This is a genomic window from Paenibacillus sp. FSL W8-0439, from assembly GCF_038008995.1.
GTDB lineage: Bacteria > Bacillota > Bacilli > Paenibacillales > Paenibacillaceae > Paenibacillus > Paenibacillus polymyxa.
Genome location: NZ_JBBPAK010000001.1, coordinates 111,260 through 136,749 on the forward strand (window position 1 = coordinate 111,260; position 25,490 = coordinate 136,749).

The following is a 25,490-nucleotide window of genomic DNA, read 5'->3' on the forward strand; positions in this document are numbered from 1 at the left end:
ACGCCAGGGTTCCTTTATAAAGGAGGGACCCGGGCGTTCTTTTTATTTTATGAAATCCGCAACATGCAGAGAGTAGCGCCCCTAATGATCAGTGTTTGTTTTAGCAATGGTTGACCGAGAATAATGGATATTGGAGATGAGATCACGGATGACTTGAATGACGAGCTCAGGTTGATCATGGATAATCATATGTTCGCTCTTTTTGGCGACAATAAGCTTGCTGTTGTTAGAGATGTGGAGCATCTCGCGCTGCCCGATTTGCCAGCTTTGTTCGATCTGATCATTTCCACGCTTACTTATACCGAACTGAGTCAAATTTTGCTGAATGCCTCGGGCAATTACGCGTACAGGGAGGTTGCCCAAATGCTGGCCGCGTATGGCATCTTCGGTAGTGCTCGCCAGATCACCCTCCTCGGCAACAGAGCGAAAGTACTTGGGGGAAGCAACAATGTTCACGAAAGATTTTCTATCTCGATACTCCACCCGACCGTTTAGCATTAAGTTGGGGAACAGACGAAAAGCCCCCGATCTTTCTAGGAGAATGGATATGAGCGGCGAGGGATTAACCTTAGGCCGTTCTTTGGCATAGATCTTATTTGTCCGGCGGGCATCATTCTCAGGCCTAGCATCCACCAGAACCAATCCTGCGACTTCGTCTCTGTACGTCTGTGCATAGAGTCTTGAGTACATCCCCCCGAGGGAATGGCCTACAAGGATATATGGAGCTTGGATGTCTGCATTTTTTAGAGCGGTATGAAGCTCCCGAACGATGTTTTCGCCGGTACGTGGAGTATTTGCCTCTTCGCTCCATGCATAGCCTGCCCGATCATAGGATACAACGGTGGCAAAGGATGATAGCTTCTCGGGAATATCTCTCCAAGAAAGGCTACTTTCCCCGCTCCCTGATTCAAGCACTATCGTTGGAGAGCCGGCACCCATTTTATGAATATGGAGACGATAACCTCCAGCGTCGACCATTCTCCCCAGAGGAGGATGTTGCGACTTATCATGTTTGGATGCAATCCACTCATACACAAATCCAGAGATAACAACAAGCAGTAAGCAAGAGATAACCCAAAACACAACTTTCGTCCAGGTCAGCCTTCGTTGTTTCATATAACATCTACTCCTCTATAAGGTCATTATTCAATTCACAACATCTATTTCATATGAGGTAAAATTGCTTTGGTGTGGTTGGTTCATGATGAACTTTCATGTAAACATTAAGTTGGAGTTCCGTAGTATCTACCTTTTCACTATTAAAGGCTGGGGGGAATGGCGCGGGCGTTCCTTATCATTTATACCCATCCTTTGTTTGTCAAATCATCAATATTAAAGAAAAAATGAATATACAATCTAGGAACCATTTGAACAAAAGCCTAGGGCCCAGCTACAAACATAATAGGTGTGAAAACAATTTAATAAAAAAGCTTGCATTTAAAAATCAAGAATGATATACTCTAATTCCGGCCAAGAAGACATAGTGGTTGCGAGCGAGAGATACAAAAAAACGTTTTAAAAAATGCTTGCAAAGTTGGTTCGGAAGTGATATGATATAAGAGTTGATGAGGCGATGAGTTGATTCAACGAAAGAAATGTTTGATCTTTGAAAACTGAACAACGAGTGAGTAAATTGATTTTGTTCGCAAAATCAAACAAAGAGATATTTTATCTCGTCAGTTTCAAAATGAGCTAATCGCTCTTTCTATAACCAACTTCGGTTGGTCTTTAATGGAGAGTTTGATCCTGGCTCAGGACGAACGCTGGCGGCGTGCCTAATACATGCAAGTCGAGCGGGGTTAGTTAGAAGCTTGCTTCTAACTAACCTAGCGGCGGACGGGTGAGTAACACGTAGGCAACCTGCCCACAAGACAGGGATAACTACCGGAAACGGTAGCTAATACCCGATACATCCTTTTCCTGCATGGGAGAAGGAGGAAAGGCGGAGCAATCTGTCACTTGTGGATGGGCCTGCGGCGCATTAGCTAGTTGGTGGGGTAAAGGCCTACCAAGGCGACGATGCGTAGCCGACCTGAGAGGGTGATCGGCCACACTGGGACTGAGACACGGCCCAGACTCCTACGGGAGGCAGCAGTAGGGAATCTTCCGCAATGGGCGAAAGCCTGACGGAGCAACGCCGCGTGAGTGATGAAGGTTTTCGGATCGTAAAGCTCTGTTGCCAGGGAAGAACGCTTGAGAGAGTAACTGCTCTTGAGGTGACGGTACCTGAGAAGAAAGCCCCGGCTAACTACGTGCCAGCAGCCGCGGTAATACGTAGGGGGCAAGCGTTGTCCGGAATTATTGGGCGTAAAGCGCGCGCAGGCGGCTCTTTAAGTCTGGTGTTTAATCCCGAGGCTCAACTTCGGGTCGCACTGGAAACTGGGGAGCTTGAGTGCAGAAGAGGAGAGTGGAATTCCACGTGTAGCGGTGAAATGCGTAGAGATGTGGAGGAACACCAGTGGCGAAGGCGACTCTCTGGGCTGTAACTGACGCTGAGGCGCGAAAGCGTGGGGAGCAAACAGGATTAGATACCCTGGTAGTCCACGCCGTAAACGATGAATGCTAGGTGTTAGGGGTTTCGATACCCTTGGTGCCGAAGTTAACACATTAAGCATTCCGCCTGGGGAGTACGGTCGCAAGACTGAAACTCAAAGGAATTGACGGGGACCCGCACAAGCAGTGGAGTATGTGGTTTAATTCGAAGCAACGCGAAGAACCTTACCAGGTCTTGACATCCCTTTGACCGGTCTAGAGATAGATCTTTCCTTCGGGACAGAGGAGACAGGTGGTGCATGGTTGTCGTCAGCTCGTGTCGTGAGATGTTGGGTTAAGTCCCGCAACGAGCGCAACCCTTATGCTTAGTTGCCAGCAGGTCAAGCTGGGCACTCTAAGCAGACTGCCGGTGACAAACCGGAGGAAGGTGGGGATGACGTCAAATCATCATGCCCCTTATGACCTGGGCTACACACGTACTACAATGGCCGGTACAACGGGAAGCGAAGCCGCGAGGTGGAGCCAATCCTAGAAAAGCCGGTCTCAGTTCGGATTGTAGGCTGCAACTCGCCTACATGAAGTCGGAATTGCTAGTAATCGCGGATCAGCATGCCGCGGTGAATACGTTCCCGGGTCTTGTACACACCGCCCGTCACACCACGAGAGTTTACAACACCCGAAGTCGGTGAGGTAACCGCAAGGAGCCAGCCGCCGAAGGTGGGGTAGATGATTGGGGTGAAGTCGTAACAAGGTAGCCGTATCGGAAGGTGCGGCTGGATCACCTCCTTTCTATGGAGAATCGTTTCCTGCAATGGAAACATTCAAATCAGCAGGTACATGTACCTGCGACCGGATATTCAATTCGGTTCATCACAATATGTGTGAATGAAATGGATATCCTGAACTTACTCACTCGTTGCTCAGTTTTGAGAGTTCAAACTCTCAAGCTTGGACGAATGTTTCATTCACACATCGTGTGGAACCGAAATATTCATCGGGCTTCGCTTCGACGAAGCGAATTGCACCTTGAAAACTGGATACCGAAACGAAATTGCGTTTTAGAATATTCCTTTAAGCTGATCTTGTGTAAACAAGTGAAATAAAGGTAGCAGATATCGACATTTTCTTTTTATGAAAGAAAAGTCTAGGTTAAGCTACAAAGAGCACACGGAGGATGCCTAGGCGCCAGGAGCCGACGAAGGACGTGGCGAACAACGATAAGGCCTCGGGGAGCTGTAAGCAAGCTTTGATCCGGGGATGTCCGAATGGGGAAACCCGGCTGTCTTCATCGACAGTCACTACTCACTGAATTCATAGGTGAGTGAGAGGCAGACCAGGGGAACTGAAACATCTAAGTACCCTGAGGAAGAGAAAACAATAGTGATTCCGTCAGTAGCGGCGAGCGAACGCGGATTAGCCCAAACCAAGGAGCTTGCTCCTTGGGGTTGTGGGACGTCTCACATGGAGTTACAAAGGAACCGGTTAGATGAAGAGGTCTGGAAAGGCCCGCCAGAGAAGGTAAAAGCCCTGTAGTTCAAAACCCGTTCCCTCCGAGACGGATCCCGAGTAGTGCGGGGCACGTGAAACCCCGTATGAATCCGGCAGGACCATCTGCCAAGGCTAAATACTCCCTGGCGACCGATAGTGAAGCAGTACCGTGAGGGAAAGGTGAAAAGCACCCCGGAAGGGGAGTGAAATAGATCCTGAAACCGTGTGCTTACAAGAAGTCAGAGCCCGATCTATGGGTGATGGCGTGCCTTTTGTAGAATGAACCGGCGAGTTACGTTCCCGTGCAAGGTTAAGGTGAAGAGCTGAAGCCGCAGCGAAAGCGAGTCTGAATAGGGCGAATGAGTACGTGGACGTAGACCCGAAACCGGGTGATCTACCCCTGTCCAGGGTGAAGGTGCGGTAACACGCACTGGAGGCCCGAACCCACGCATGTTGAAAAATGCGGGGATGAGGTGGGGGTAGCGGAGAAATTCCAATCGAACCCGGAGATAGCTGGTTCTCCCCGAAATAGCTTTAGGGCTAGCCTCGGAAAAAAGAATCGTGGAGGTAGAGCACTGATTGGGTGCGGGGCCCGCAAGGGTTACCAAGCTCAGTCAAACTCCGAATGCCATAGATTTAGTTCCGGGAGTCAGACAGTGAGTGCTAAGATCCATTGTCGAAAGGGAAACAGCCCAGACCATCAGCTAAGGTCCCCAAGTGTGTGTTAAGTGGGAAAGGATGTGGAGTTGCACAGACAACCAGGATGTTGGCTTAGAAGCAGCCACCATTGAAAGAGTGCGTAATAGCTCACTGGTCGAGTGACTCTGCGCCGAAAATGTAACGGGGCTAAACACACCACCGAAGCTATGGCTTGATGCTTGCATCAGGGGTAGGGGAGCGTTGAATGCGGGTTGAAGGTGTACCGGAAGGAGCGCTGGACTGCATTCAAGTGAGAATGCCGGTATGAGTAACGAAAAGATCTGTGAGAATCAGATCCGCCGAAAGCCTAAGGGTTCCTGAGGAAGGTTCGTCCGCTCAGGGTAAGTCGGGACCTAAGGCGAGGCCGATAGGCGTAGTCGAAGGACAACAGGTAGAAATTCCTGTACCACCGTAATCCGCTATGAGCGATGGGGTGACGCAGTAGGGTAGTGACGCGGACTGATGGATGTCCGTCTAAGCAGTGAGGCTGGTGTGTAGGCAAATCCGCACATCGTGAAGGCTGGGCTGTGATGGGGAGCGAAAATTATAGTAGCGAAGGTCATGATCTCAGACTGCCAAGAAAAGCCTCTAGCCAGGAGAAGGTGCCCGTACCGCAAACCGACACAGGTAGGCGAGAAGAGAATTCTAAGGCGCGCGGAAGAACTCTCGTTAAGGAACTCGGCAAAATGACCCCGTAACTTCGGGAGAAGGGGTGCCTCGGTAGGGTGAATAGCCCGAGGGGGCCGCAGTGAAAAGGCCCAAGCGACTGTTTAGCAAAAACACAGGTCTGTGCGAAGCCGCAAGGCGAAGTATACGGGCTGACGCCTGCCCGGTGCTGGAAGGTTAAGGGGAGTGGTAAGCCTTCGGGCGAAGCTATGAACCGAAGCCCCAGTAAACGGCGGCCGTAACTATAACGGTCCTAAGGTAGCGAAATTCCTTGTCAGGTAAATTCTGACCCGCACGAATGGCGTAACGACTTGGGCGCTGTCTCAACGAGAGATCCGGTGAAATTTTAATACCTGTGAAGATGCAGGTTACCCGCGACAAGACGGAAAGACCCCATGGAGCTTTACTGCAGCTTGATATTGAATTTGGGTACGATCTGTACAGGATAGGTGGGAGCCGTAGAACTTTGAGCGCCAGCTTGAAGGGAGGCATCCTTGGGATACCACCCTGATCGTATCTAGGTTCTAACTTGGTACCGTGATCCGGTACGAGGACAGTGTCAGGTGGGCAGTTTGACTGGGGCGGTCGCCTCCTAAAGAGTAACGGAGGCGCCCCAAGGTTCCCTCAGAATGGTTGGAAATCATTCGAAGAGTGCAAAGGCAGAAGGGAGCTTGACTGCGAGACCTACAAGTCGAGCAGGGACGAAAGTCGGGCTTAGTGATCCGGTGGTACCGCATGGAAGGGCCATCGCTCAACGGATAAAAGCTACCCTGGGGATAACAGGCTTATCTCCCCCAAGAGTCCACATCGACGGGGAGGTTTGGCACCTCGATGTCGGCTCATCGCATCCTGGGGCTGAAGTAGGTCCCAAGGGTTGGGCTGTTCGCCCATTAAAGCGGTACGCGAGCTGGGTTCAGAACGTCGTGAGACAGTTCGGTCCCTATCTGTCGTGGGCGTAGGAAATTTGAGAGGAGCTGTCCTTAGTACGAGAGGACCGGGATGGACGTACCGCTGGTGTACCAGTTGTTCCGCCAGGAGCACCGCTGGGTAGCTATGTACGGAAGGGATAAGCGCTGAAAGCATCTAAGCGTGAAGCCCCCCTCAAGATGAGATTTCCCAGTATGTAAGACCCCTTGAAGACGACGAGGTAGATAGGTTGGGGGTGGAAGTGCAGTAATGCATGGAGCTGACCAATACTAATCGGTCGAGGGCTTATCCTAAGATAAGACGCAAGGAAGTTTCGGATCCAGTTTTCAGGGTGTAACCTTGAAGGTATGTAGAAGTACATACGACAAGCGTATGGCGATTCATTCACACGATCTGTGCTGAAGCGAATAAGCTTACGGAAGAATTTGCGAGGCAAATTCATGTTTGGTGGCGATAGCGGAGGGGTTCCACACGTACCCATCCCGAACACGACCGTTAAGCCCTCCAGCGCCGATGGTACTTGGACCGCAGGGTCCTGGGAGAGTAGGACGTTGCCAAGCAACAAGTAAAAAGGATCATGATCTCAAAAAGATCATGATCCTTTTTTGTATATAAGTGAATTTATTTATATTCTTACTCCTTTGGTACCTTTAAAGCCGTTTGTTTATAATAGTTGTCCTTCGTAGGAGTACAGTTGTTTGTACAGGGAAATACTACGGGTTAGGGCTGTTGATGAAGGCTTGACACCCCTATACCGCTTTGCTAAGATTGCAATAATATATTTTCAGAGAGCCTTGATTTGTCCATGTCGGACAGACAACAAGACCAATACAGACTAAACATTTTGAAGGAGGATCATCTTGGTGTGGGAAGATAAATTCGGTAAGGAAGGCCTTACCTTTGACGATGTTTTGTTGGTACCTCGTAAGTCGGTGGTACTGCCCAAAGAAGTAAGCGTAGCGACTCGTTTGAGTGATAACGTGAAGCTGAACATTCCTTTAATGAGTGCTGGTATGGATACTGTTACTGAGGCAGTGTTAGCAATTGCGATGGCTCGTGAGGGCGGTATTGGTGTTATTCATAAAAATATGTCGATTGAACAGCAAGCGGTAGAGGTAGATAAGGTTAAACGCTCAGAGAGCGGTGTTATCACCAACCCATTCTCATTGACTCCGGATCACTTGGTATCCGATGCTGAGGCCGTTATGGGTAAATATCGTATTTCCGGTGTGCCTGTTGTAAACGAAGAGAACAAATTGGTGGGTATTATTACTAACCGTGATCTTCGCTTTATTCACGACTTTGATCTTAAAATTAGTGAAGTCATGACGAAGGAAGAACTGGTAACTGCACCAGTAGGCACGACTTTACAGGAAGCGGAAGTCATTTTGCAAAAGCATAAAATTGAAAAGCTTCCACTGGTCGATGAAGGGAACTACCTCAAAGGTTTGATCACCATCAAAGATATTGAGAAAGCTATTCAATTTCCGAACGCAGCGAAGGATGCACAAGGGCGTCTTCTGGTCGGTGCGGCTGTCGGCATTTCCAAGGATACGTTTGAACGGACTGATGCACTTGTAAAAGCTGGTGTGGATTTGATTGTTGTGGATTCCGCTCATGGCCATCATATTAACATTATTGAAGCAGTCCGCGAGTTGCGTAAAACATATCCTGACCTGACGATTGTAGCAGGTAATGTAGCTACAGGTGACGGAACGCGCGAATTGATTGAAGCAGGAGCATCGGTCGTTAAGGTCGGTATTGGTCCAGGCTCTATCTGTACAACACGCGTAATTGCAGGGATTGGTGTTCCACAAATAACAGCTATTTATGATTGTGCAACAGTAGCACGTGAATATAATATTCCGATTATTGCAGATGGCGGTATTAAATACTCTGGTGAAATTACAAAGGCCATTGCGGCAGGGGCCTCTGCAGTAATGCTGGGAAGTCTTTTTGCAGGTACGGAAGAAAGCCCAGGCGAGTCGGAAATTTATCAAGGACGTCGCTTCAAAGTATATCGTGGTATGGGCTCTATGGCTGCGATGAAGCAAGGTAGTAAAGATCGTTATTTCCAAGATGACGACAAGAAATTGGTGCCGGAAGGTATTGAGGGACGCGTTGCTTATAAAGGACCACTTTCCGACACTGTGCACCAGCTGTTGGGCGGTCTTCGTTCTGGTATGGGATATTGTGGTACTGCTAATATTGAGGAGCTTCGAAACGATACAAGCTTTATCCGTATTACAGGTGCAGGTCTGCGCGAAAGCCATCCGCATGATGTGCAGATTACGAAAGAAGCACCAAACTACTCTCTATAAAGTTCGGCTGTAATAGACTTGACGACAGGCAGAGCGCATTTCGCTCTGCCTGTCTTTTTTTAGAGATACCCCTGTGATAGAATAGACAAGTGTCCGCCTTCTCATGAGGTTATTGATGAATTAGGACGCTTAGGTATTTTGGACGATTCCTACCAGTTAAGAAGATTCGGGCACAGAATGCTCATGACAAGCTATATCTTAGGAAACGAAATGACACTAAATTGTATAATACTAAAACATTAATTCTTTGGCCAAGTAAAGGCTGTAACCACCGTCTCGTTATACATAGCATAGCGGTTCGGGTTGAGGTACGAGAGGAGTTTGTATTCATTTGAAAGCGAACAATTTTAAGAAAAATAATAAACGCAGCATGATTAAAAAGAGTGTGACTGCAGTCATGGTGCTTAATATGATGTATATGTCGGCCTTACCTGTTGTAGGCAATTTCGATTCAAGCGTGGCTACTTTTGCTGCTGGAGCGGCAACAGAGGCAACGAATATCACGGGAACAGGTTCTATTAACCCCCCTAGTCTGGCACTTCGTTCAGCTATTTTGATTGAGCCTTCCACTGGGCAGGTTTTGCTTTCTATGAATCCAGATGAGCCGCTCCCGCCAGCCAGTATGACCAAAATGATGACAGAGTACATCGTAGCGGAGCAGGTTAAGCAAGGCAAACTTAAGTGGACGGATAAGGTTACAGTGAACGAGAATGCTTCTAAGAGTATCGGATCACGTATTTTTTTGGCTCAAGGGGATCAACATACGGTAGAAGAGCTTTATATTGCCATGGCAGTAGGTTCTGCCAATGATGCAACAGTAGCTCTTGCTGAACGCGTATCTGGAACCGAGCAGGATTTTGTGAAACTAATGAATGCAACAGCTCAGAAAATGGGTATGAAAAATACGTATTTTATCAACTCGACTGGCTTGGATCGCAAGGATATGCCTGCAGGGTTTCAACCGGACACAGACCGGGAAACTGTGATGACTGCGAGAGACGCAGCTACTCTAGCAGGTTACATCATTAAGGACCATCCAGATTATACACGGTTTACCACAATTCAATCGTACAAATTCCGTCCAACGGATAAAGCACCGATTATTAACTATAACTGGATGCTAGAAGCGAACAAAAATATTACTAACTTTAGAAAGTTTGCTTATCCAGGCTTAGACGGAATGAAAACAGGTCATACGGCTAATGCTGGAAACTGTTTTACAGGTACGGCTGAACGTAATGGAATGCGTCTCATCAGTGTAGTTATGGGCGCTGACTCTGATGCACACCGTTTTACAGAGACGGCTAAAGTGTTGAATTATGGCTTTGATAACTTTGAAGTGAAGCAGGTTGTGGCTCCAAAGACAGTGGTTAAGGGCGTTGAGAATGTGCCTGTGACCAAAGGTACAGAAACAGAAGTGCCGATCGTCACAAAAGATGCAGTAAGTTTTATCGTGCCCAAGGGTGCGAGCAATCCTAAGGTAACCTTTACAACGAATATAACACCAGCAAGCTCTCTCGTGGCACCTTTGAAGCAAGGGGCAAAAGTCGGAACGATTACGTACACATACAAAACGGATGGCGTGGATAAAGGCCAGACGAAAACTGTTGATTTGGTTACAACTACAGCAGTAGAAGAGGGTGGTTGGTTCCGAATGCTTTTCCGGGCAATTGGTGATTTCTTCGGCGATTTGTTCCAGGGAATTAAAAATCTCTTCTAAAGATGAAACGCTAACCGGTCTAACCTGTTCTGCATTACTTATTTTGCAACTTGAAATGATTGTGTATTTGGCGTTCGTACGGTAAAATCTTAAGTTAGAAATCTAAACGTAACCCTTACAGGAGGCAACGACATGGAAACGGGAACTTCACGTGTAAAAAGAGGTATGGCAGAGATGCAAAAAGGCGGCGTAATCATGGATGTCATGAACGCTGAACAGGCTAAAATTGCTGAGGCAGCAGGCGCTACGGCCGTAATGGCTCTTGAACGAGTGCCTTCGGATATCCGTGCAGCGGGTGGGGTTGCTCGCATGGCTGACCCTACGATTGTGGAAGAGGTAATGAAGGTTGTTTCTATTCCTGTTATGGCTAAGGCTCGTATTGGTCACTTTGTTGAGGCAAAGGTACTGGAATCTCTAGGTGTTGACTACCTCGATGAGAGCGAAGTATTGACACCTGCGGATGAGGTATTCCATATCGATAAACGGGAGTTCACCGTTCCATTTGTTTGTGGAGCAAAGGATCTAGGGGAAGCATTGCGTCGTATCGGTGAAGGCGCATCTATGATCCGTACAAAGGGTGAACCGGGAACTGGAAATATTGTTGAGGCTGTTCGTCACATGCGTTTTATCAATGGTCAAATTCGCAAGGTGCAAAACCTGTCAAAGGACGAGCTGTATGCAGAAGCGAAAAACCTCGGAGTTGCTTATGAGCTGCTGTTGGAAGTGCATGAGCTTGGTAAGCTTCCAGTGGTTAACTTCGCAGCGGGCGGTGTAGCAACACCTGCAGATGCTGCGTTGATGATGCATTTAGGCGCTGATGGTGTATTTGTAGGTTCTGGTATCTTCAAGTCGGATAGTCCTGAGAAATTTGCACGGGCCATTGTGGAAGCGACCACTCATTATACGGATTACAAGCTGATTGCAGAAGTGTCCAAGAATTTGGGGACTCCTATGAAAGGCATTGAAATTTCCAAACTGGCATCGCATGAGCGCATGCAAGATCGTGGTTGGTAAGAAAGAAGGGACCGGCATGAAAATAGGTGTATTGTCGCTGCAAGGCGCTGTAGCTGAGCATATACGAAGTGTTGAACGTGCGGGTGCTGAAGGTATAGCAGTGAAGAAGATCGAACAGCTCGATGAGCTGTCCGGTCTTATCATTCCTGGTGGTGAAAGCACCACTATCGGTAAGCTAATGCGCAAGTATGATTTTATAGAGGCTATACGCCAATTTTCCAATCAAGGGAAGCCTGTATTTGGCACTTGCGCGGGATTGATTGTACTGGCCAAGACGATTCAAGGACAGGAAGAAGCACATTTGGGACTCATGGATATTACAGTATCGCGTAATGCCTTTGGTCGCCAACGAGAAAGCTTTGAAACTGACTTGAACATTAAAGGGATTGAGGAGCCGGTTCGTGCGGTGTTTATACGCGCGCCTTTAATACAATCTGTCGGAATGGGAGTAGATGTGCTATCTGAGTATAACGGCGAGATTGTAGCAGCCCGTCAGGGTCATCTGCTGGCTTCATCCTTCCATCCGGAATTAACAGACGATTACCGGTTACATCAGTATTTTGTGGATATGGTCCGCGGATAGCGGAAAGTCAGGTTTGTAGTGTAGGAGGGATCACCTGTGTTAGATATAAAGATTTTGCGTAATGAGCTTGGTCGGGTTGAGAAAGCTTTACAGAACAGAGGTAAATCTCTGGATCTGATTAATGGTTTTACAGATCTGGATGTAAGCCGTCGTGAGTTGCTTCAGGAAAGTGAAGGACTCAAAAATCGTCGGAATGTCGTATCTGGTGAAGTAGCCAAGTTGAAGAAGAATAAGGAAAATGCGGATGATCTTATTGCTGAAATGCGCCAGGTCTCCGATCGTATTAAAGAATTGGATGAGCAAGTGCGGGAACTGGAAGTTCAGATCGACGAACTGGTGATGTCGATTCCTAATATTCCTAATGAGACTGTGCCTGTAGGCGCTTCGGAAGAGGATAATGTGGAAATTCGCCGCTGGTCGGAGCCGCGCGAGTTTTCTTTTACACCCAAAGCGCATTGGGAGTTGGCTCAGGATCTAGATATTCTTGATTTTGAGGCTGCAGCTAAGGTGACGGGTTCTCGTTTTACGTTCTATAAGGGACTGGGAGCGCGATTGGAACGTGCGCTAATTAACTTTATGATGGATCTGCACAGCAGTGAGCATGGTTATGAAGAAATGCTACCTCCATACATTGTAAATCGGGACAGTCTGTACGGAACGGGTCAGCTTCCGAAGTTTGAAGAGGATCTGTTTAAACTGCGTGATACCGAGTATTATCTTATTCCTACGGCCGAAGTTCCGGTAACGAACTACCACCGTGAAGAGATTATGAATGCAGATCAGCTTCCTAAATATTATGTGGCATACAGCTCTTGCTTTCGCTCAGAGGCAGGATCAGCAGGGCGTGATACACGTGGCTTGATTCGTCAGCATCAATTCAATAAGGTGGAAATGCTCAAGCTGGTTCACCCAGATACCTCTTATGAAGAATTAGAGAAAATGACGAATAACGCTGAGCGTGTTTTGCAGCTGCTTGGACTTCCATATCGGGTGCTGGCACTTTGCACAGGAGATATGGGTTTTACGTCTGCCAAAACGTACGATCTGGAAGTATGGTTGCCGGAGAGCGGCATGTACCGTGAGATTTCTTCCTGTTCCAACACTGAAGACTTCCAAGCGCGTCGTGCAAACATCCGGTTTCGTCCAGATGCGAAGGCAAAGCCTGAATTTGTACATACACTGAACGGTTCAGGATTGGCTGTAGGACGGACTGTAGCTGCTATTTTGGAGAACTATCAGCAAGAGGACGGAAGCATTGTGATTCCCGAAGTGCTACGTTCATACATGCGAGGCATTGAGGTTATAACTCCTAAACAGTAAGCCTTGCATTCTTAAAAATTCTGTGGTAAAATAATTTTGTTGCGCCTGAGTTGTTTAATAGAGGGAAGCAGCTTTATCCATTTACCACCTGGAGAGGTACCGAAGCGGTCATAACGGGGCGGTCTTGAAAACCGTTAGAGTGCAAGCTCACATGGGTTCGAATCCCATCCTCTCCGCCATATTCTAAATAAAACCAAGCCATTCGAATCTGATAGCTGGTACATTAGGCTCTATATGCTAATGATCAGGATCGTGAAGAATGGCTTTTTTGTTGTATAAAAAACCTGTTTTTTTCACACGTTATCAGATGTGGAGGTGCTGGCATGAATCGAGAAATGACAGTAGATCAGCAAAAGCTGGTAGAGGCCTGGCAGGAACAACTGCCGATTCTTTTGAATTCAGGGGATAAATCACAGGTACAGGCAGATGAAGCTGATAACCGGGCTATACGAATCCATATCGAGGTAGAAGGCCGACAAATGTACTCCTTTAACTTTGCATGTACGTATGTAGATTCTCGGGAGGTACAGGTTAGCTTAGTCGATGTAGAGCGTGACGGACGGTCTGTGGATGAACGAACAGATATCATTCAACAGCTGGTGTCCGATTATACGCGGCACATTCACCAATGCGCCCAAACATTACAGTCATTAACGCACTCGTAGTCATGAAGGAATGAGGAGGAAGGTTACATGACCAAGGCCAAAAACGGATTGGATAAAAACCTGTCCAACATTGTCGATGATTTGGAACAACGTCCAGTCAATAGTCATCAGGCACAGCAAGTGCAGCAGGATCGTAATGATCGTCGTCATCAGGATTCACTGAATCACGATAAAACGGAAGATCTGAACCATCTATAGTCCTATTTTAAATGGTAATAAACGGATTCGTTGATGTGCCAATAATTTAGACTGAGAATGGAGGATGCGTAAATGGGCAAACCTAGAGCTGTTCCTGTTCCCGAGGCTCAGGATTCTGGTGGAAGTAACGAAAAGCGTGAGCGTAGTCATCAACAAGAGCCGTTATCCGGTTCCAAGAAGGTGAAACAGCGCAATCACGTGGATCACCATAACAGACAAGGTTCATAAGCAGTCAGACTTTTCTCCTAAAAATATTAAGAAGTATAGTACACCCTGGTTAGAGAGCCAGGGTGTCTTTGTGCTTATTGCAAGAAAATTTTCCAATAAGTGTTTCGCCGTTTATGAATATGAGTTAAAATAGAGGGAGTGTATTTTTTTGTTAGCATAAAAAAAGGGGTTAATTATGAGAGGAGAGAATCTACACAATGAGTAAAAAATTATCCGTCTTGGTCCTCACTATGGTGTTGCTAATGACGGTAGCGCTGGTAGGTTGTAGCAAGAAGTTAGAACCGAAGGAAGCTGTTACGACTGGTACAGCAAATGCGATGAAGTTGAATTCCTATGAATCCAAAAGTCAATTTACCGTTAAGGAACTGACAATTACCTCCGCTTCTGTGCCAGCTGAGCAAAGTGCAATGGTAACTAGCATGCTGAAAAATGCTGATATTACACTGGATGGCGTATACCAAAAGGAGCCTTTCCAATCTGAAATGACGCTTGGCATTCATTTGAAAGGTGATCTTTCTACTAGCTTTACGATTCCAATGGTAATGACTAAAGATAAATTGTACGTTAAAATTCCTAATATTCCATTTTACCCGCTTCCACAGGATGTTGTAGGTAAATTCCTGCTCATTGATCCACAAGAACTGGCTAAACAAACGGGACAAGAATTTAACCCAGCAACCATGGATCAGGAAAAATCTCAGAAATTTGCGAACGAAGTGATTGCTGCGATCATGGGCGAGTATGATCAAGCTACGTATTTCTTTGATATTGATCCTAAAGATGCTAAATTGCCGCAAGGCGTTGAAGCTAAACAAGTGGTTCAGTTTAAAATCACGAACGATAACGTGAAGCAAGCGACCAATACATTTATCACTAAGGCGCTTCCTAAGGTCTTGGATATAATGTCTAAAGACGAATATGCTGGCATGCTTCAAGTGAAGAAGGAAGAACTGGCTGAAGCGAAAAAAGAACTGCAATCCAACACCAGCGAAGTTAGCAAAAAGCTGGATGAGTTGAAGAACTATTTGACAGTGAAACAGTTTGACATTAACACTGCTTTGAACAAGGATAACGTTCCTGTGTATCAAGATCTGAATGCGAACGTGGAAGTGAATGATCCTTCTACGAAAGATAATGTGAAGTTGTCTGTAACAGGCTACTCGCAATACAGCAAAATCAATGAAAAAGCATCATTTAAAGTGGGGATTCCAACAGCTGACCAAGTCCTCACTATCGAACAACTACAACAAAAAATGCAAACTGTATCTCCTTAAACAGAGGATGACAGGATTACAAACATCATTTCTTCGAATGTGATGTAAGAAAACCGCTCGGCATAGGCCGGGCGGTTTTTTTGTTCATGATTAAGTTGTCCTCTGTGCAGTTGTTCAGATTCGTCACACGTCATCTTCAGCTAGAATCCCGAACATCTGATGATCCTGCCATTCGCCCTGAATCTGTACCAGCTTGCGAGCAATACCTTCCGGTTGAAAGCCACACTTCTGTAATACACGTTGTGAGCGATCATTATGCAGAAGGGTACCTGCTTGGAGACGATGTAGAGATAAGGCACGGAAGGCATACTGTATGATCAACTTTAAAGCGGCCGTCATATGTCCCTTACCCTGCTCATGTTGATCCATCATATAGCCGACGTCGGCGAATTGTCCAACTCCACGCACCAGATTGGAAATGGAGATGTAACCTATCAGCCGTTCTTGTTTTAAGAGAAAGATACCAAACAAGTACCCTCGATCTTCTTCCGCTTGATGCAATCTCTCACGGATGTAATCCTGTTGTTTTTTTAAAGTGAAAAATGAATCCTCATACAGTGGCTCATAGGGCGCATGAGAGTCCCTATTTCGAAGTCTAAGGGCGAGAAGGGCTTCGCCATCCTCCAAGCTTAGGGGACGTAAAAAGATACCTTGAGGCGTATTATACAAGCTCATAGGCATAAGGTGATCTCCTTTCACGCGGAATTAGCAGTGAGATGAAGAGCTTTGGACTTTTCCTCCTCAGGATGGAGATGAAGGAGGAGACAATTTGGCAGCCGCTCTTTTTTGCCGGAGCTGCCGAAAGAAGTTTGTTAGCATGGAGGCACATTCCTCCTGAAGTACACCGCGGGTTACTTCTGTACAATGATTGAACCGAGGCTCCTGCAATAAATTCATTAGCGTGCCTGCACAACCCGCCTTGGGATCTGTGGTGCCGTATATTAGATGGGGGACGCGTGATTGCACAATGGCTCCAGCGCACATCGGACACGGCTCCAAAGTGACATACAGCCTGCAATCCAGCAGGCGCCAAGCGCCCAAATGCTCACTGGCCTGCCGGATGGCAACCATCTCTGCATGTGCAGTTGGGTCGGTGTCGGTCTCGCGCAAATTGTAGCCGCGACCGATGATTTCATTATCTTTTACAATGACAGCTCCGATGGGGACTTCACCCAACGCTTCTGCCTTGTACGCTTCCTGAATGGCTTCTCTCATCCAATAGGCGTGATCCATAATGGTCACTGGGAAAATGCTCCTTTCAAACGCGGAATTATCCAACGAACAAGTATTCCGTTGTTAACATGATGTGAATAAAATTGTGGATAACACCATACTTGTCCACAGATTTATCCACAGTTTATAATAACATCTGTGTATTTGTGGACTATATGTGGATGATTATCTTAATACATTGTAGGTAAATGCTCGCCTATTGACAACATTGTTCACAGGATGTGTATTTATGTATATCCGGTAAATGTAAATGCTGGTATCCCAGGCACTATTACGGTATCATTGAGTTAGCAATTGCCAGTAATCGCCAGCATACGGCAAGAGGTGAGAAATCAGTGTGTCGATAAAAATCAGAATAACGATCATTTTGTCGGGGTCGGTCCTGTTTATCCTATTGTTAAACATCGCACTCAATTACTACACGACCCACGAAAATCTAAGAAGTGATAGTGAAACCAAAATGGTTCTGACGGCTAAAATCATCGGAGGAGCTATCGAACAAACCCGACATAGCTGGGAGGCCGTTGACAAGCAGCTCGGATATAATCTGTGGCTTTCTGCTACGTTGGCTGCCAATCAGCTCGATCCCGATATTCGTAATATCCAGCAGGAACAGCTACAACAGATAGCTACACTCCACAGGGATATTAATATCTCTTTGATGATCCGAGATGGACAGGGATATAAGGTTGTCAAATCTTCGAATCCTAAAGAGCTAACGTCATCCGATCCATTAATGGGGTATTGGAAAAATGCAGTTGACCAATTATATAAACATGGACAGGTGGCCATGGCGCATGGTCAGAACCTGGATCATTTTTGGACCAGTTCTTTTGATTACACAGATTCAGGTTCCTCACATATTAATAAATGGGGATTTTATTATGATCAAAAACGTAACTACTTAATTCGAATATCCTTCCAGGATACTTCAGTCCAGGATTTTATACCTATCCTGAGCCCAGCTGAGATTGTGAAGCAGACTCAGCAAGTGGATTATCGCATTTTGGAGATAACAGGAATCAACCCTGCAACCTTTGGTGGCGCTACGATGGACAAGAACGGTAACGATCGAAAGCACTACTACATGTACAACGAACCGATCCAATTCGGCACGTATCAACTAACGAGAGTGCCTGAGGATCGTTTGGCCGTGTCCAGGGCGATCCTTTCGGGAGAGAGTATCGTACAAGATTGTTATATTAAAGGCGAACGGGTGCTTGTCAGCTACATACCTTTTTATCCGACAAACCGTGATTCCTATGTCATTCGTATTGTCATGAATTATGATACAATCGCTTCTGTTATATCCAAGCAATTAATCAGTTTAGTTGCTATTTCCATTGTTCTATTGGAGGTTGTGATCATTGGAAGCTATGTGCTCGCCAGCCTATTTGTCCGTCCGATTCAGTCGATATTGGGAAAAGTGAACGAGATGGCTGACGGCCATTTTGATACACGGCTAGAAATTAAGGGCGGCCATGAGCTTGCACAGCTGGGTGAGCGCATCAATGCGATGGCCTACAACCTGGGGATGTATACGAGAAGACTTGAACAAATGTATGAAGAAAACCGTTCTGTAAAGGAGCATCTAGAATCGGTTATTAATCAGACGGCAGATGCAATTCATGTAACCGATCAGGAGGATCGTGTTGTTCGGGTCAACCATGCCTTCGAAGCTTTGTACGGGTGGACCAAGAAAGAATTGGTTGGCCGTAAGCTGGAGTTTGTGCCTCCGCAGCAACAGGAGGAGTATGAATTTCAGAAGGAGAGCCTGCTTCAGGGAGAAAGCATCGTATCAAGCGAGACCCTACGAATGCGTAAGGATGGAAGTACAGTAGAGATTAGTATGAGTACTTCACCTATTCTGGATGAACAAGGCGAAATCTTAGGCTTTATCTGTGTCTCGCGTGATATCACAGGGCGTAACCGGATGGAGGAACTGCTACGTAGATCAGAGAAGCTGACAACCGTAGGACAACTGGCGGCAGGCGTAGCGCATGAGATTCGTAATCCATTAACCACGCTACGTGGCTTCCTACAACTACAGCAGCAAAATCAAGTGTTGAATATGAAACACAACGATATTATGATGTCTGAGCTGGATCGCATCAATTTGATCGTTAGCGAGTTTTTAATATTGGCAAAGCCACAGGCAGTACATTTTCAGAAAAAAGATGTTCGTTATATTGTGAGTGATGTTATTTCTTTGCTAGATAGCCAGGCGCATCTGTTGGGTATTGTATTCAACCTTCAGGTTACGGACGAGCCTGCCTTGGTATATGCTGAAGAAAATCAGTTAAAACAGGTATTCATTAATTTACTTAAAAATAGCATGGAGGCTATGAGTAAAGGCGGCATCATCACAATTCATTTGTTCTTAGAGGGAGAAAGCGTTAAAATCTTCATACGGGACCAGGGAACGGGTATTCCCGCAGAAATGCTATCCAAGCTGGGAGAACCTTTTTTCACAAATAAAGAAACAGGTACAGGACTAGGGCTTATGGTCAGCCAGCGTATTATACAGAGCCATAAAGGCACACTGGATATTGAAAGCATAGAGGGAGAGGGAACAACCGCCCTCGTGCAGCTTCCGATTGCCAAGCCCGAGTAACGGGCTGGGGGCAGGAGGAAGTGTGTTCGTAGAAATGGAGGGTACACAGGTTGCGCATTAACAAATTTATCAGCGAAACTGGCTTTTGCTCGCGCCGGGAGGCGGACAAGCTGGTAGAGAGCGGCCGCGTGACGATTAACGGCGAAGTGGCCGTGCTGGGCAGTCAAGCGGAAGAAGGCGATGATGTTCGTGTGAACGGCAAGCCACTGCGCGATAAGTCCGATCACGTCTATATTGCATTGAACAAGCCAGTCGGCATTACTAGCACGACAGAGAGTCACATTAGAGGCAATATTGTCGATTTTGTGGGGCACCCGCAACGGATATTCCCAATTGGACGCTTGGATAAGGATTCGGAAGGTCTCATTTTATTGACCAATGATGGGGACATTGTGAATAAGATTTTACGGGCAGAAGGCAAGCATGAGAAAGAATATATGGTAACAGTGGATCGTCCGGTCACGCCATCCTTTGTGCAGGGGATGTCCAGCGGTGTGAAGATACTCGGTCATCGGACGCTGCCCTGTGAGGTAACACGTGTATCTGAGTATGTATTCCGTATTATTCTGACAGAAGGGAAAAATCGTCAGATCCGACGTATGTGTGCTGCCTTCGGTTATGAAGTTAGAAAACTGCAGCGCCTGCGAATCATGAATATTCGATTGGGGTCCCTTCAGAAAGGCGCCTGGCGCGATTTAACAGAGGCTGAAAAGCTGGAACTGGGCCAGATGCTTGATTATACACTTAGCTAAGGCCAGAGGCCTTCTTATAGCCTTCAGCGCTGGGTTCTCCTATATGGCAGGGCTAGACAACAGGAATCACTAAATCAAAAGGCACCAGCTGCATAAAAAATGCGGCGGTGCCTTTGTTCATATAACATATTCATGATCAACCTTCATTCGAGCTTGAGGTAGGACTAATAACTTGTGTACCGTTCTGATATTTGCGAAGAACGGAAATTTCGACACGACGGTTTTTGGCGCGTCCTTCTCCAGTCTGATTGCTTGCCAATGGTCGATACTCGCCATATCCGATGGATACAAACTTGGTAGGATCGAGCTGCGGATTGAGCAGCAAAATACGCAAGAAATTGAGCGAGCGCTTGGCACTCAAATCAAAGTTGGACGGAAACTGACTATTGGAAATAGGTACATTGTCGGTATGACCGGATACGATAACATCATAACCAGGAAACTGCTGGAGCATGCTGGAAATGGATTTGGCTAGCTTTCTCGCTTCTGGCTTTACTTCGGCCTGCCCAGATGAAAACAGGGCATTATCACTAATGGTGATCATCAGCTGGGATTGGTTCAGCTTGGTGTTCAGTAGAGTGGACAGGCCGTTATTTTGAATATACTGATCCATTTGTTTTTTAAGCTTCTTTAAATCTTCTTCTTCCCGCTGGGCGAGTTGCTTCTGCAGATCAGAGGTAGAAGTGGCTTTTGATTTTAAAGGTTGCGATACCTCTTCTTTATTTTTGCCCATATCCATGGATTGTGACGACGGATTCGCGGCCGAGTGATCCAGCACGCCAGTACCGCCACTAAAAGCTGAACTCAAGGATTGAGCCATAGTTTCAAATTTTTTGGCATCGAGCGAGCTCATACCGAATAAGACAATGAAAAGAGCCAACAGAAGGGTCATTAAGTCGGAATATGGCAACAGCCAGCTTTCGTCAGCATGCTCTTCATGCGGTTCATGTCTCTTTTTACTCACTGGAATCGCCATCCTTCTGGGTCATCGAAGCCCGTTCGGTTGGAGTTAGGAAGATTGCTAGCTTTTGGCTGATGGCAATCGTCGAGATACCGGATTGAATCGAAAGCAGACCTTCGACCATCATTAACTTAAGTTCCACTTCTTTTTTGGATAGCCGTTTCAGCTTGTTGGACATTGGATGCCATAGGACATAACCTGTAAAAATACCGAGCAACGTTGCAATAAAGGCGGCCGCAATGGCATGGGACAGTTTTTCCATGTCACTAAGGTCGGCTAGAGCGGCAATCAGACCTACAACCGCACCGAGTACCCCGAGTGTTGGAGCGTACATACCGGCTTGGGAGAAAATTAGTGCGCCTGCGCGGTGTCTATCTTCGGTAGCGTTAATGTCTTCCATCAGAACATCGCGTACGAACTCCTGATCATTACCATCGATAATCATACGCATACCGCCGCGCATAAAGGGATCGTCGATCTCTTCGACCTTGGATTCCAGCGCGAGCAGACCTTCACGACGGGTAATGGATGCCCATTCGGTAAATGTACCGATAAGCTCCTTGCGATCCAGCAATTTCTGCTGGGTGAAAATAATTTTAAACAGCTTTGGCACCCGTTTCATGTCATCCATCGGAAACGCCATGAATATACTTGCTGCTGTTCCGACGAAAATAATCATGTAAGCAGCGGGATTATTGACCAGATTGACGACTGGCGCGCCCTTCAGGATCATCCCGACGACCAGTGACAAAAGCCCGAGCACAAGTCCAATAATGGTTGTAATTTGCATGATACACCTCATCCATGAGAATAGATTTTGAATCCTTTCATGCCGCATGGGTCGTCCTTGCCCCAAGCGCGTCATTATGAGACGGATTATAGTATTTATCGACAAAACTCTCTTTTTTGTTAAGGGCGAATTTCCGGTATAATAAAGTGATTATGTATTGAATCGCTGAACCACTGGAGGAAATAGCATGGGAGTAAAGCATGGGCGCGAGTATGAACAAATTTTGAACGATTTGACAGAGGCTGTGGGACGCATTCCAGATAGCTATGAATTTTTTGAAATGGAAGCAGAAGATTGGGACAGGCTGGACCCAGCGGGGTGCCAGGAAGTCAATGAGGCTTTGGCAGAAGACTTATTTTATGCACTGGGCACAGAACCTATAATCACTGTAGGCAGCGGTGTTGTGATTTATGAGCCGGAGCAGCACCGGATCTATGTACTCATCGGGGATGAGGAGCTGACGTCGGTCCCATTGATTTGATGGCCGTCTTATGGATTTATCAACGGGGCCGTGGTAATATGTACACCAATATATCGTAGTTTTGGCCGCATCTAAGCGGCTGAAAGGCTTCCGTATAAACGGGGAGGAGTTCGTAACATGCCTTTTACACAAGAAGAGATTGAAGCACATCTGGAGAAGCTGGAGGGCTGGGAACTGGAGGAAGGACGTTGGATCGTTCGGAAATATAATTTTTCCAGTTTTATGAAAGGAATTGCCTTCGTGGATGAAGTTGCCGCTATATCTGAGGCATTTAATCACCATCCATTTATTACGATTGATTACAAGACCGTGACTCTGCGTTTGACCTCCTGGGACGATGGCGGTATTATGGCCGTAGATATTAAGGAAGCCCAACAATATAATGAAGCTTTCGAAAAAATGCGCAGCAGTCATTGAGTTTGTAATGATCTGTCGTATATATGAAGAGCGCCTTCGTTATACAACATCGCGGTTGTATAGTGAAGGCGCTCTTATTTATAGAATCCGATTCTGTTGTTCAGGACGATATACCATACAATGGAACGGCTTTCTGCCATCTGGAGTCTGGCGTTCATAGGTATCCGTCAGCTCAAATCCAGCTGCCTTGTAGGCTCGGATAGCCCGCTGATTCCAAGTGAGAACCTCTAGGTCAATTTCATTCTGCGGATGACGTCGTCTGGCTTCCTCGGCAATGGCCCGGACAAAATTGGAGCCTGTGCCATGTCCGCATCTTTCGGGATGCATTCCAAGACCCAGCCGGGTCACACCGACCATAGGGAAATATTGAGCAAATCCCGTCAGCTCATTCTCTTCGTCCAGGACCGCAACATATTGCTCTTGGCGAAGCGTGGGACTTCCAAATTCGACTTCAAGTGCCTTCATTTGTTCCCAGGGAAGCCAGCCGTATATGTTGTAGGGGGGATCATAGCGCCACTCACAGATTTCAGCCGCTTGATGCTCGTCCATCGGTACGATCCGGTAGTTGGATATTGAGGCCGGCACTTTTCCATTCCTCCTTATGCAGGTACTTCAATCATTAACCACAGATTGTAGACAAGTTGTAGGAGAATGGCAAGCGTGTTTATTTCTTACCTAAGTCGGGTATACATTCAATAAGAAGGATTTACTGCTCATATGCTCCCCCAGCGGTGACGGTAAAACCGACGATGTTCGCTAAAATTGAAACCTTTTGAGGTGTCAGTTCGTCAGTAATGATAATCATTGCGATGTAGTGGACATAAAAAACCGCAATTCGATTCCGGCCAGAATCAAATTGCGGCTAGGGTTAGCTTGCTGTGCGGTAGTTATTCTACGTTGTCGTCATCAGGAATATCTGAAGCTACAGAATGGTAAGCGTCTGTGCTCATAATTCTTTTTGCACCGACATAACGGTTAGCGTAATAATTTTCGTTCAGTGAGCTAACTACTACACCACGTGAAGTCGAGGAGTGGGCGAATTTCCCTTCACCTACGAAGATACCTACATGGGAAACGCCTCTTCCTGTGGTGTTGAAGAACACCAGGTCGCCTGGTCTCATTTCATCGCGGGATACAGAAGAACCCATTTTGAATTGTGATCCAGATTGATGCGGCAGTTTAATTCCCAGTTTGTTGAATACATACATTGTGAAGCCGGAGCAATCGAATCCCTCGAGTGTAGTGCCTCCGCTTCTGTAGTTCGTTCCTTTGGCATCTTGGATGACCTGGTCCATCTTAGAGTCTGCAAATGCACTGCTGCCACCGAATGTAAAAGATGTAAAGGCAATGGCGAGACCCATGGCTGCGATCGTTAGCTTCTTCTTCAAAAAAAATATACCCCTTCCAATGCCTGCGAGGTTAGCTTAAGGATTCGGTAGAAGGTTCCCCTATGACCACTCTGTTGCGAGATCAATTCACCCAAACTGGTTCCCCCGCTTCCTAGGTGCCAGGAATTAGGCTTAACTTAAGATGTGCACCTTGGAGAGCAGTATTCACGACAACGATGTTTTTAAGATAAAGGTTACAATAAAGATTACAAAGTTGTTACTATCAGTTCACTGCGATTATTGTAACAAAGACAGCAGGCTTTGGCAAATGTTTCATCGCAAAAAGTTACAAAAAAAATCTGTTCCTAACGCTCTAGGAACAGATTCTGTTAACAGTATTCAGTTATGTGCCGTTTGCACGGGAAAGAAAAAAGTTTTTTCGACAGCTGAAAATACAGAAGAGAGGATATTGTGAGGGGTTAGCCTCTGCTGGAGATATCGATGTGCCATAGCCGATACTGTGAACTGATATGCCACAGCCTGACCAGACTGGTAACAAAATGATACGATTGTTGGAGAATCAGTGCCAACATACCGGTCCAAATCATCGCCACGGTGCCAAATAGACCGAAAACTAGCAACACACAAGTACCGAGCAACAGGGATACACCAACAGCCGGAAGAAGCTGGCGAAAGAAGGCGAGCAGGGAGGATAGTATGGTGTGACCACTGACAGTGCCCAGCTGCATATACAGGATGCACTGCCGAATGACCCAACCGTAAGCTATCCACCCCATGGCATAGGGCAACAAATGTAGCAGGTAAGAGGAAGATTGCAACGTTCCTACTACAATAGGATAGAGTCTCGGTACCACCCAAAAGGCGGGAAGCAGCAGCAAACCCAACTCGATGATGTAATACAATAGCGATGACATACCGTGGCGTTTCATCCCCTTGAAGAAGGACAGGCTTTGCGGTTCAGACGCATCGGTATGCAGGCTTTGATATATGCCAGCTCTAATGAAGGGAGTGATTAGTATGCGCAGTACGGTCGCCCCTAGTAATATCCACAAGTACACATGTACTTCCCGGCTGTCCATCAAGGCGATCTGTCCCTCCATCCAAAACAAGGTCTTTCCCAGTTCGTTTTGGCTCTGATCAGGATAACGTAGCAGCAGCGGGATAACGGCAGACTGTACCAGCCTATAGAGAAATACTCCCCACAGCAAACGATACAGAAATAAAATGATAACGATATAAAAGCGTATGCGTACCAGCGCCCAGCCTTCTTTTATAACAGTCCGCATCTATAGACACC

21 protein-coding genes, 1 tRNA gene, 3 rRNA genes and 1 riboswitch are annotated in these 25,490 nt (G+C 46.6%); of the genes, 17 read left to right on the top strand and 8 right to left on the bottom strand.

Annotated features, from left to right (window positions below; all coding sequences use genetic code 11):
• Positions 1-81: 81 nt before the first annotated feature.
• Positions 82-1,116, bottom strand: a complete 1,035-nt coding sequence (locus tag MKX36_RS00420) for an alpha/beta hydrolase (protein WP_016818884.1) — start codon at positions 1,114-1,116, stop codon at positions 82-84.
• Positions 1,117-1,728: 612 nt separating this feature from the next.
• On the opposite strand from MKX36_RS00420, the gene MKX36_RS00425 reads away from it, so the two are divergent.
• The 13 genes from MKX36_RS00425 to MKX36_RS00485 all read left to right on the top strand — a co-directional run bounded on the left by MKX36_RS00425 (position 1,729) and on the right by MKX36_RS00485 (position 15,596).
• Positions 1,729-3,282, top strand: a 16S ribosomal RNA gene (locus MKX36_RS00425).
• 358 nt (positions 3,283-3,640) lie between these two features.
• Positions 3,641-6,566, top strand: a 23S ribosomal RNA gene (locus MKX36_RS00430).
• A 150-nt stretch (positions 6,567-6,716) separates the two neighbouring features.
• Positions 6,717-6,833: ribosomal RNA gene (gene rrf / locus MKX36_RS00435) — 5S ribosomal RNA — on the top strand.
• The 16S, 23S and 5S rRNA genes sit together here, the layout of an rRNA operon.
• 303 nt (positions 6,834-7,136) lie before the next feature.
• Positions 7,137-8,594: an IMP dehydrogenase gene (gene guaB, locus MKX36_RS00440; protein ID WP_340866056.1), complete on the top strand. Its 1,458-nt coding sequence runs from the start codon at positions 7,137-7,139 to the stop codon at positions 8,592-8,594.
• 331 nt (positions 8,595-8,925) lie between these two features.
• Positions 8,926-10,314 carry a D-alanyl-D-alanine carboxypeptidase family protein gene (locus MKX36_RS00445; protein ID WP_340864026.1) on the top strand — a complete coding sequence of 463 codons (1,389 nt, stop codon included), beginning with the start codon at positions 8,926-8,928 and terminating at the stop codon, positions 10,312-10,314.
• A gap of 132 nt (positions 10,315-10,446) precedes the next feature.
• Positions 10,447-11,328: a pyridoxal 5'-phosphate synthase lyase subunit PdxS gene (gene pdxS, locus MKX36_RS00450; protein ID WP_013368723.1), complete on the top strand. Its 882-nt coding sequence runs from the start codon at positions 10,447-10,449 to the stop codon at positions 11,326-11,328.
• Positions 11,329-11,344: 16 nt separating this feature from the next.
• On the top strand, positions 11,345-11,911 hold the full coding sequence (gene pdxT / locus MKX36_RS00455) for a pyridoxal 5'-phosphate synthase glutaminase subunit PdxT (protein WP_017427217.1): 567 nt from the start codon (positions 11,345-11,347) through the stop codon (positions 11,909-11,911).
• Positions 11,912-11,947: 36 nt separating this feature from the next.
• Entirely contained in the window at positions 11,948-13,231 is a 1,284-nt protein-coding gene (serS, locus tag MKX36_RS00460; protein WP_013368725.1) for a serine--tRNA ligase, read from the top strand.
• Between the two features lie 90 nt (positions 13,232-13,321).
• Positions 13,322-13,410, top strand: a tRNA-Ser gene (locus tag MKX36_RS00465).
• A 144-nt stretch (positions 13,411-13,554) separates the two neighbouring features.
• A complete protein-coding gene (locus tag MKX36_RS00470) occupies positions 13,555-13,896 on the top strand; it encodes a hypothetical protein (protein ID WP_017427219.1) in 342 nt (113 codons plus the stop codon).
• Positions 13,897-13,923: 27 nt separating this feature from the next.
• Positions 13,924-14,094: a hypothetical protein gene (locus MKX36_RS00475; RefSeq protein ID WP_017427220.1), complete on the top strand. Its 171-nt coding sequence runs from the start codon at positions 13,924-13,926 to the stop codon at positions 14,092-14,094.
• A 72-nt stretch (positions 14,095-14,166) separates the two neighbouring features.
• Positions 14,167-14,322 (top strand): small acid-soluble spore protein P, encoded by a 156-nt coding sequence (locus MKX36_RS00480; RefSeq protein WP_014599349.1) that lies wholly within the window; start codon positions 14,167-14,169, stop codon positions 14,320-14,322.
• A 197-nt stretch (positions 14,323-14,519) separates the two neighbouring features.
• Complete coding sequence (locus tag MKX36_RS00485) at positions 14,520-15,596, top strand: hypothetical protein (RefSeq protein WP_031462570.1); 1,077 nt, start codon at positions 14,520-14,522, stop codon at positions 15,594-15,596.
• A gap of 123 nt (positions 15,597-15,719) precedes the next feature.
• Here MKX36_RS00485 and MKX36_RS00490 read toward each other — a convergent pair whose 3' ends face one another.
• Positions 15,720-16,277, bottom strand: a complete 558-nt coding sequence (locus MKX36_RS00490) for a GNAT family N-acetyltransferase (protein ID WP_290410618.1) — start codon at positions 16,275-16,277, stop codon at positions 15,720-15,722.
• A 60-nt stretch (positions 16,278-16,337) separates the two neighbouring features.
• On the bottom strand, positions 16,338-16,838 hold the full coding sequence (tadA, locus tag MKX36_RS00495; RefSeq protein WP_017427224.1) for a tRNA adenosine(34) deaminase TadA: 501 nt from the start codon (positions 16,836-16,838) through the stop codon (positions 16,338-16,340).
• Positions 16,839-17,166: 328 nt separating this feature from the next.
• On the opposite strand from tadA, the gene MKX36_RS00500 reads away from it, so the two are divergent.
• Together MKX36_RS00500 and rluF are read left to right on the top strand one after the other, a co-directional pair.
• The gene (locus MKX36_RS00500) at positions 17,167-19,443 is read left to right on the top strand and encodes a PAS domain S-box protein (RefSeq protein WP_019685757.1); all 2,277 of its coding nucleotides are present in this window, start codon (positions 17,167-17,169) and stop codon (positions 19,441-19,443) included.
• A gap of 50 nt (positions 19,444-19,493) precedes the next feature.
• On the top strand, positions 19,494-20,195 hold the full coding sequence (gene rluF / locus MKX36_RS00505) for a 23S rRNA pseudouridine(2604) synthase RluF (RefSeq protein ID WP_123796616.1): 702 nt from the start codon (positions 19,494-19,496) through the stop codon (positions 20,193-20,195).
• 136 nt (positions 20,196-20,331) lie between these two features.
• On the opposite strand, the gene motB is transcribed toward rluF, so the two are convergent.
• The gene (gene motB / locus MKX36_RS00510) at positions 20,332-21,159 is read right to left on the bottom strand and encodes a flagellar motor protein MotB (protein ID WP_016818543.1); all 828 of its coding nucleotides are present in this window, start codon (positions 21,157-21,159) and stop codon (positions 20,332-20,334) included.
• On the bottom strand, positions 21,152-21,946 hold the full coding sequence (gene motA, locus MKX36_RS00515) for a flagellar motor stator protein MotA (RefSeq protein ID WP_013368736.1): 795 nt from the start codon (positions 21,944-21,946) through the stop codon (positions 21,152-21,154). The genes motB and motA overlap by 8 nt, the downstream gene beginning before the upstream one ends.
• Before the next feature lie 187 nt (positions 21,947-22,133).
• On the opposite strand from motA, the gene MKX36_RS00520 reads away from it, so the two are divergent.
• Both MKX36_RS00520 and MKX36_RS00525 read left to right on the top strand, forming a co-directional pair.
• Positions 22,134-22,427, top strand: a complete 294-nt coding sequence (locus tag MKX36_RS00520) for a hypothetical protein (RefSeq protein ID WP_016818544.1) — start codon at positions 22,134-22,136, stop codon at positions 22,425-22,427.
• Between the two features lie 117 nt (positions 22,428-22,544).
• A complete protein-coding gene (locus MKX36_RS00525; protein ID WP_007428083.1) occupies positions 22,545-22,844 on the top strand; it encodes a 4a-hydroxytetrahydrobiopterin dehydratase in 300 nt (99 codons plus the stop codon).
• A gap of 78 nt (positions 22,845-22,922) precedes the next feature.
• Here MKX36_RS00525 and MKX36_RS00530 read toward each other — a convergent pair whose 3' ends face one another.
• The 3 genes from MKX36_RS00530 to MKX36_RS00540 all read right to left on the bottom strand — a co-directional run bounded on the left by MKX36_RS00530 (position 22,923) and on the right by MKX36_RS00540 (position 25,479).
• The gene (locus tag MKX36_RS00530; RefSeq protein WP_340864029.1) at positions 22,923-23,429 is read right to left on the bottom strand and encodes a GNAT family N-acetyltransferase; all 507 of its coding nucleotides are present in this window, start codon (positions 23,427-23,429) and stop codon (positions 22,923-22,925) included.
• 302 nt (positions 23,430-23,731) lie between these two features.
• Complete coding sequence (locus MKX36_RS00535; RefSeq protein WP_016818546.1) at positions 23,732-24,232, bottom strand: C40 family peptidase; 501 nt, start codon at positions 24,230-24,232, stop codon at positions 23,732-23,734.
• Between the two features lie 5 nt (positions 24,233-24,237).
• Positions 24,238-24,375, bottom strand: a riboswitch (cyclic di-AMP (ydaO/yuaA leader).
• A 276-nt stretch (positions 24,376-24,651) separates the two neighbouring features.
• The gene (locus tag MKX36_RS00540; protein ID WP_017427227.1) at positions 24,652-25,479 is read right to left on the bottom strand and encodes a hypothetical protein; all 828 of its coding nucleotides are present in this window, start codon (positions 25,477-25,479) and stop codon (positions 24,652-24,654) included.
• Between the last annotated feature and the right edge of the window lie 11 nt (positions 25,480-25,490).

Coding starts and splice junctions, on each gene's coding strand:
- MKX36_RS00420 (WP_016818884.1), bottom strand. CDS start 1,116: ATGAAACAACGAAGGCTGACCTGGACGAAAGTTGTGTTTTGGGTTATC.
- pdxS (WP_013368723.1), top strand. CDS start 10,447: ATGGAAACGGGAACTTCACGTGTAAAAAGAGGTATGGCAGAGATGCAA.
- pdxT (WP_017427217.1), top strand. CDS start 11,345: ATGAAAATAGGTGTATTGTCGCTGCAAGGCGCTGTAGCTGAGCATATA.
- MKX36_RS00470 (WP_017427219.1), top strand. CDS start 13,555: ATGAATCGAGAAATGACAGTAGATCAGCAAAAGCTGGTAGAGGCCTGG.
- MKX36_RS00475 (WP_017427220.1), top strand. CDS start 13,924: ATGACCAAGGCCAAAAACGGATTGGATAAAAACCTGTCCAACATTGTC.
- MKX36_RS00480 (WP_014599349.1), top strand. CDS start 14,167: ATGGGCAAACCTAGAGCTGTTCCTGTTCCCGAGGCTCAGGATTCTGGT.
- MKX36_RS00485 (WP_031462570.1), top strand. CDS start 14,520: ATGAGTAAAAAATTATCCGTCTTGGTCCTCACTATGGTGTTGCTAATG.
- MKX36_RS00490 (WP_290410618.1), bottom strand. CDS start 16,277: ATGCCTATGAGCTTGTATAATACGCCTCAAGGTATCTTTTTACGTCCC.
- motA (WP_013368736.1), bottom strand. CDS start 21,946: ATGCAAATTACAACCATTATTGGACTTGTGCTCGGGCTTTTGTCACTG.
- MKX36_RS00520 (WP_016818544.1), top strand. CDS start 22,134: ATGGGAGTAAAGCATGGGCGCGAGTATGAACAAATTTTGAACGATTTG.
- MKX36_RS00525 (WP_007428083.1), top strand. CDS start 22,545: ATGCCTTTTACACAAGAAGAGATTGAAGCACATCTGGAGAAGCTGGAG.
- MKX36_RS00540 (WP_017427227.1), bottom strand. CDS start 25,479: ATGCGGACTGTTATAAAAGAAGGCTGGGCGCTGGTACGCATACGCTTT.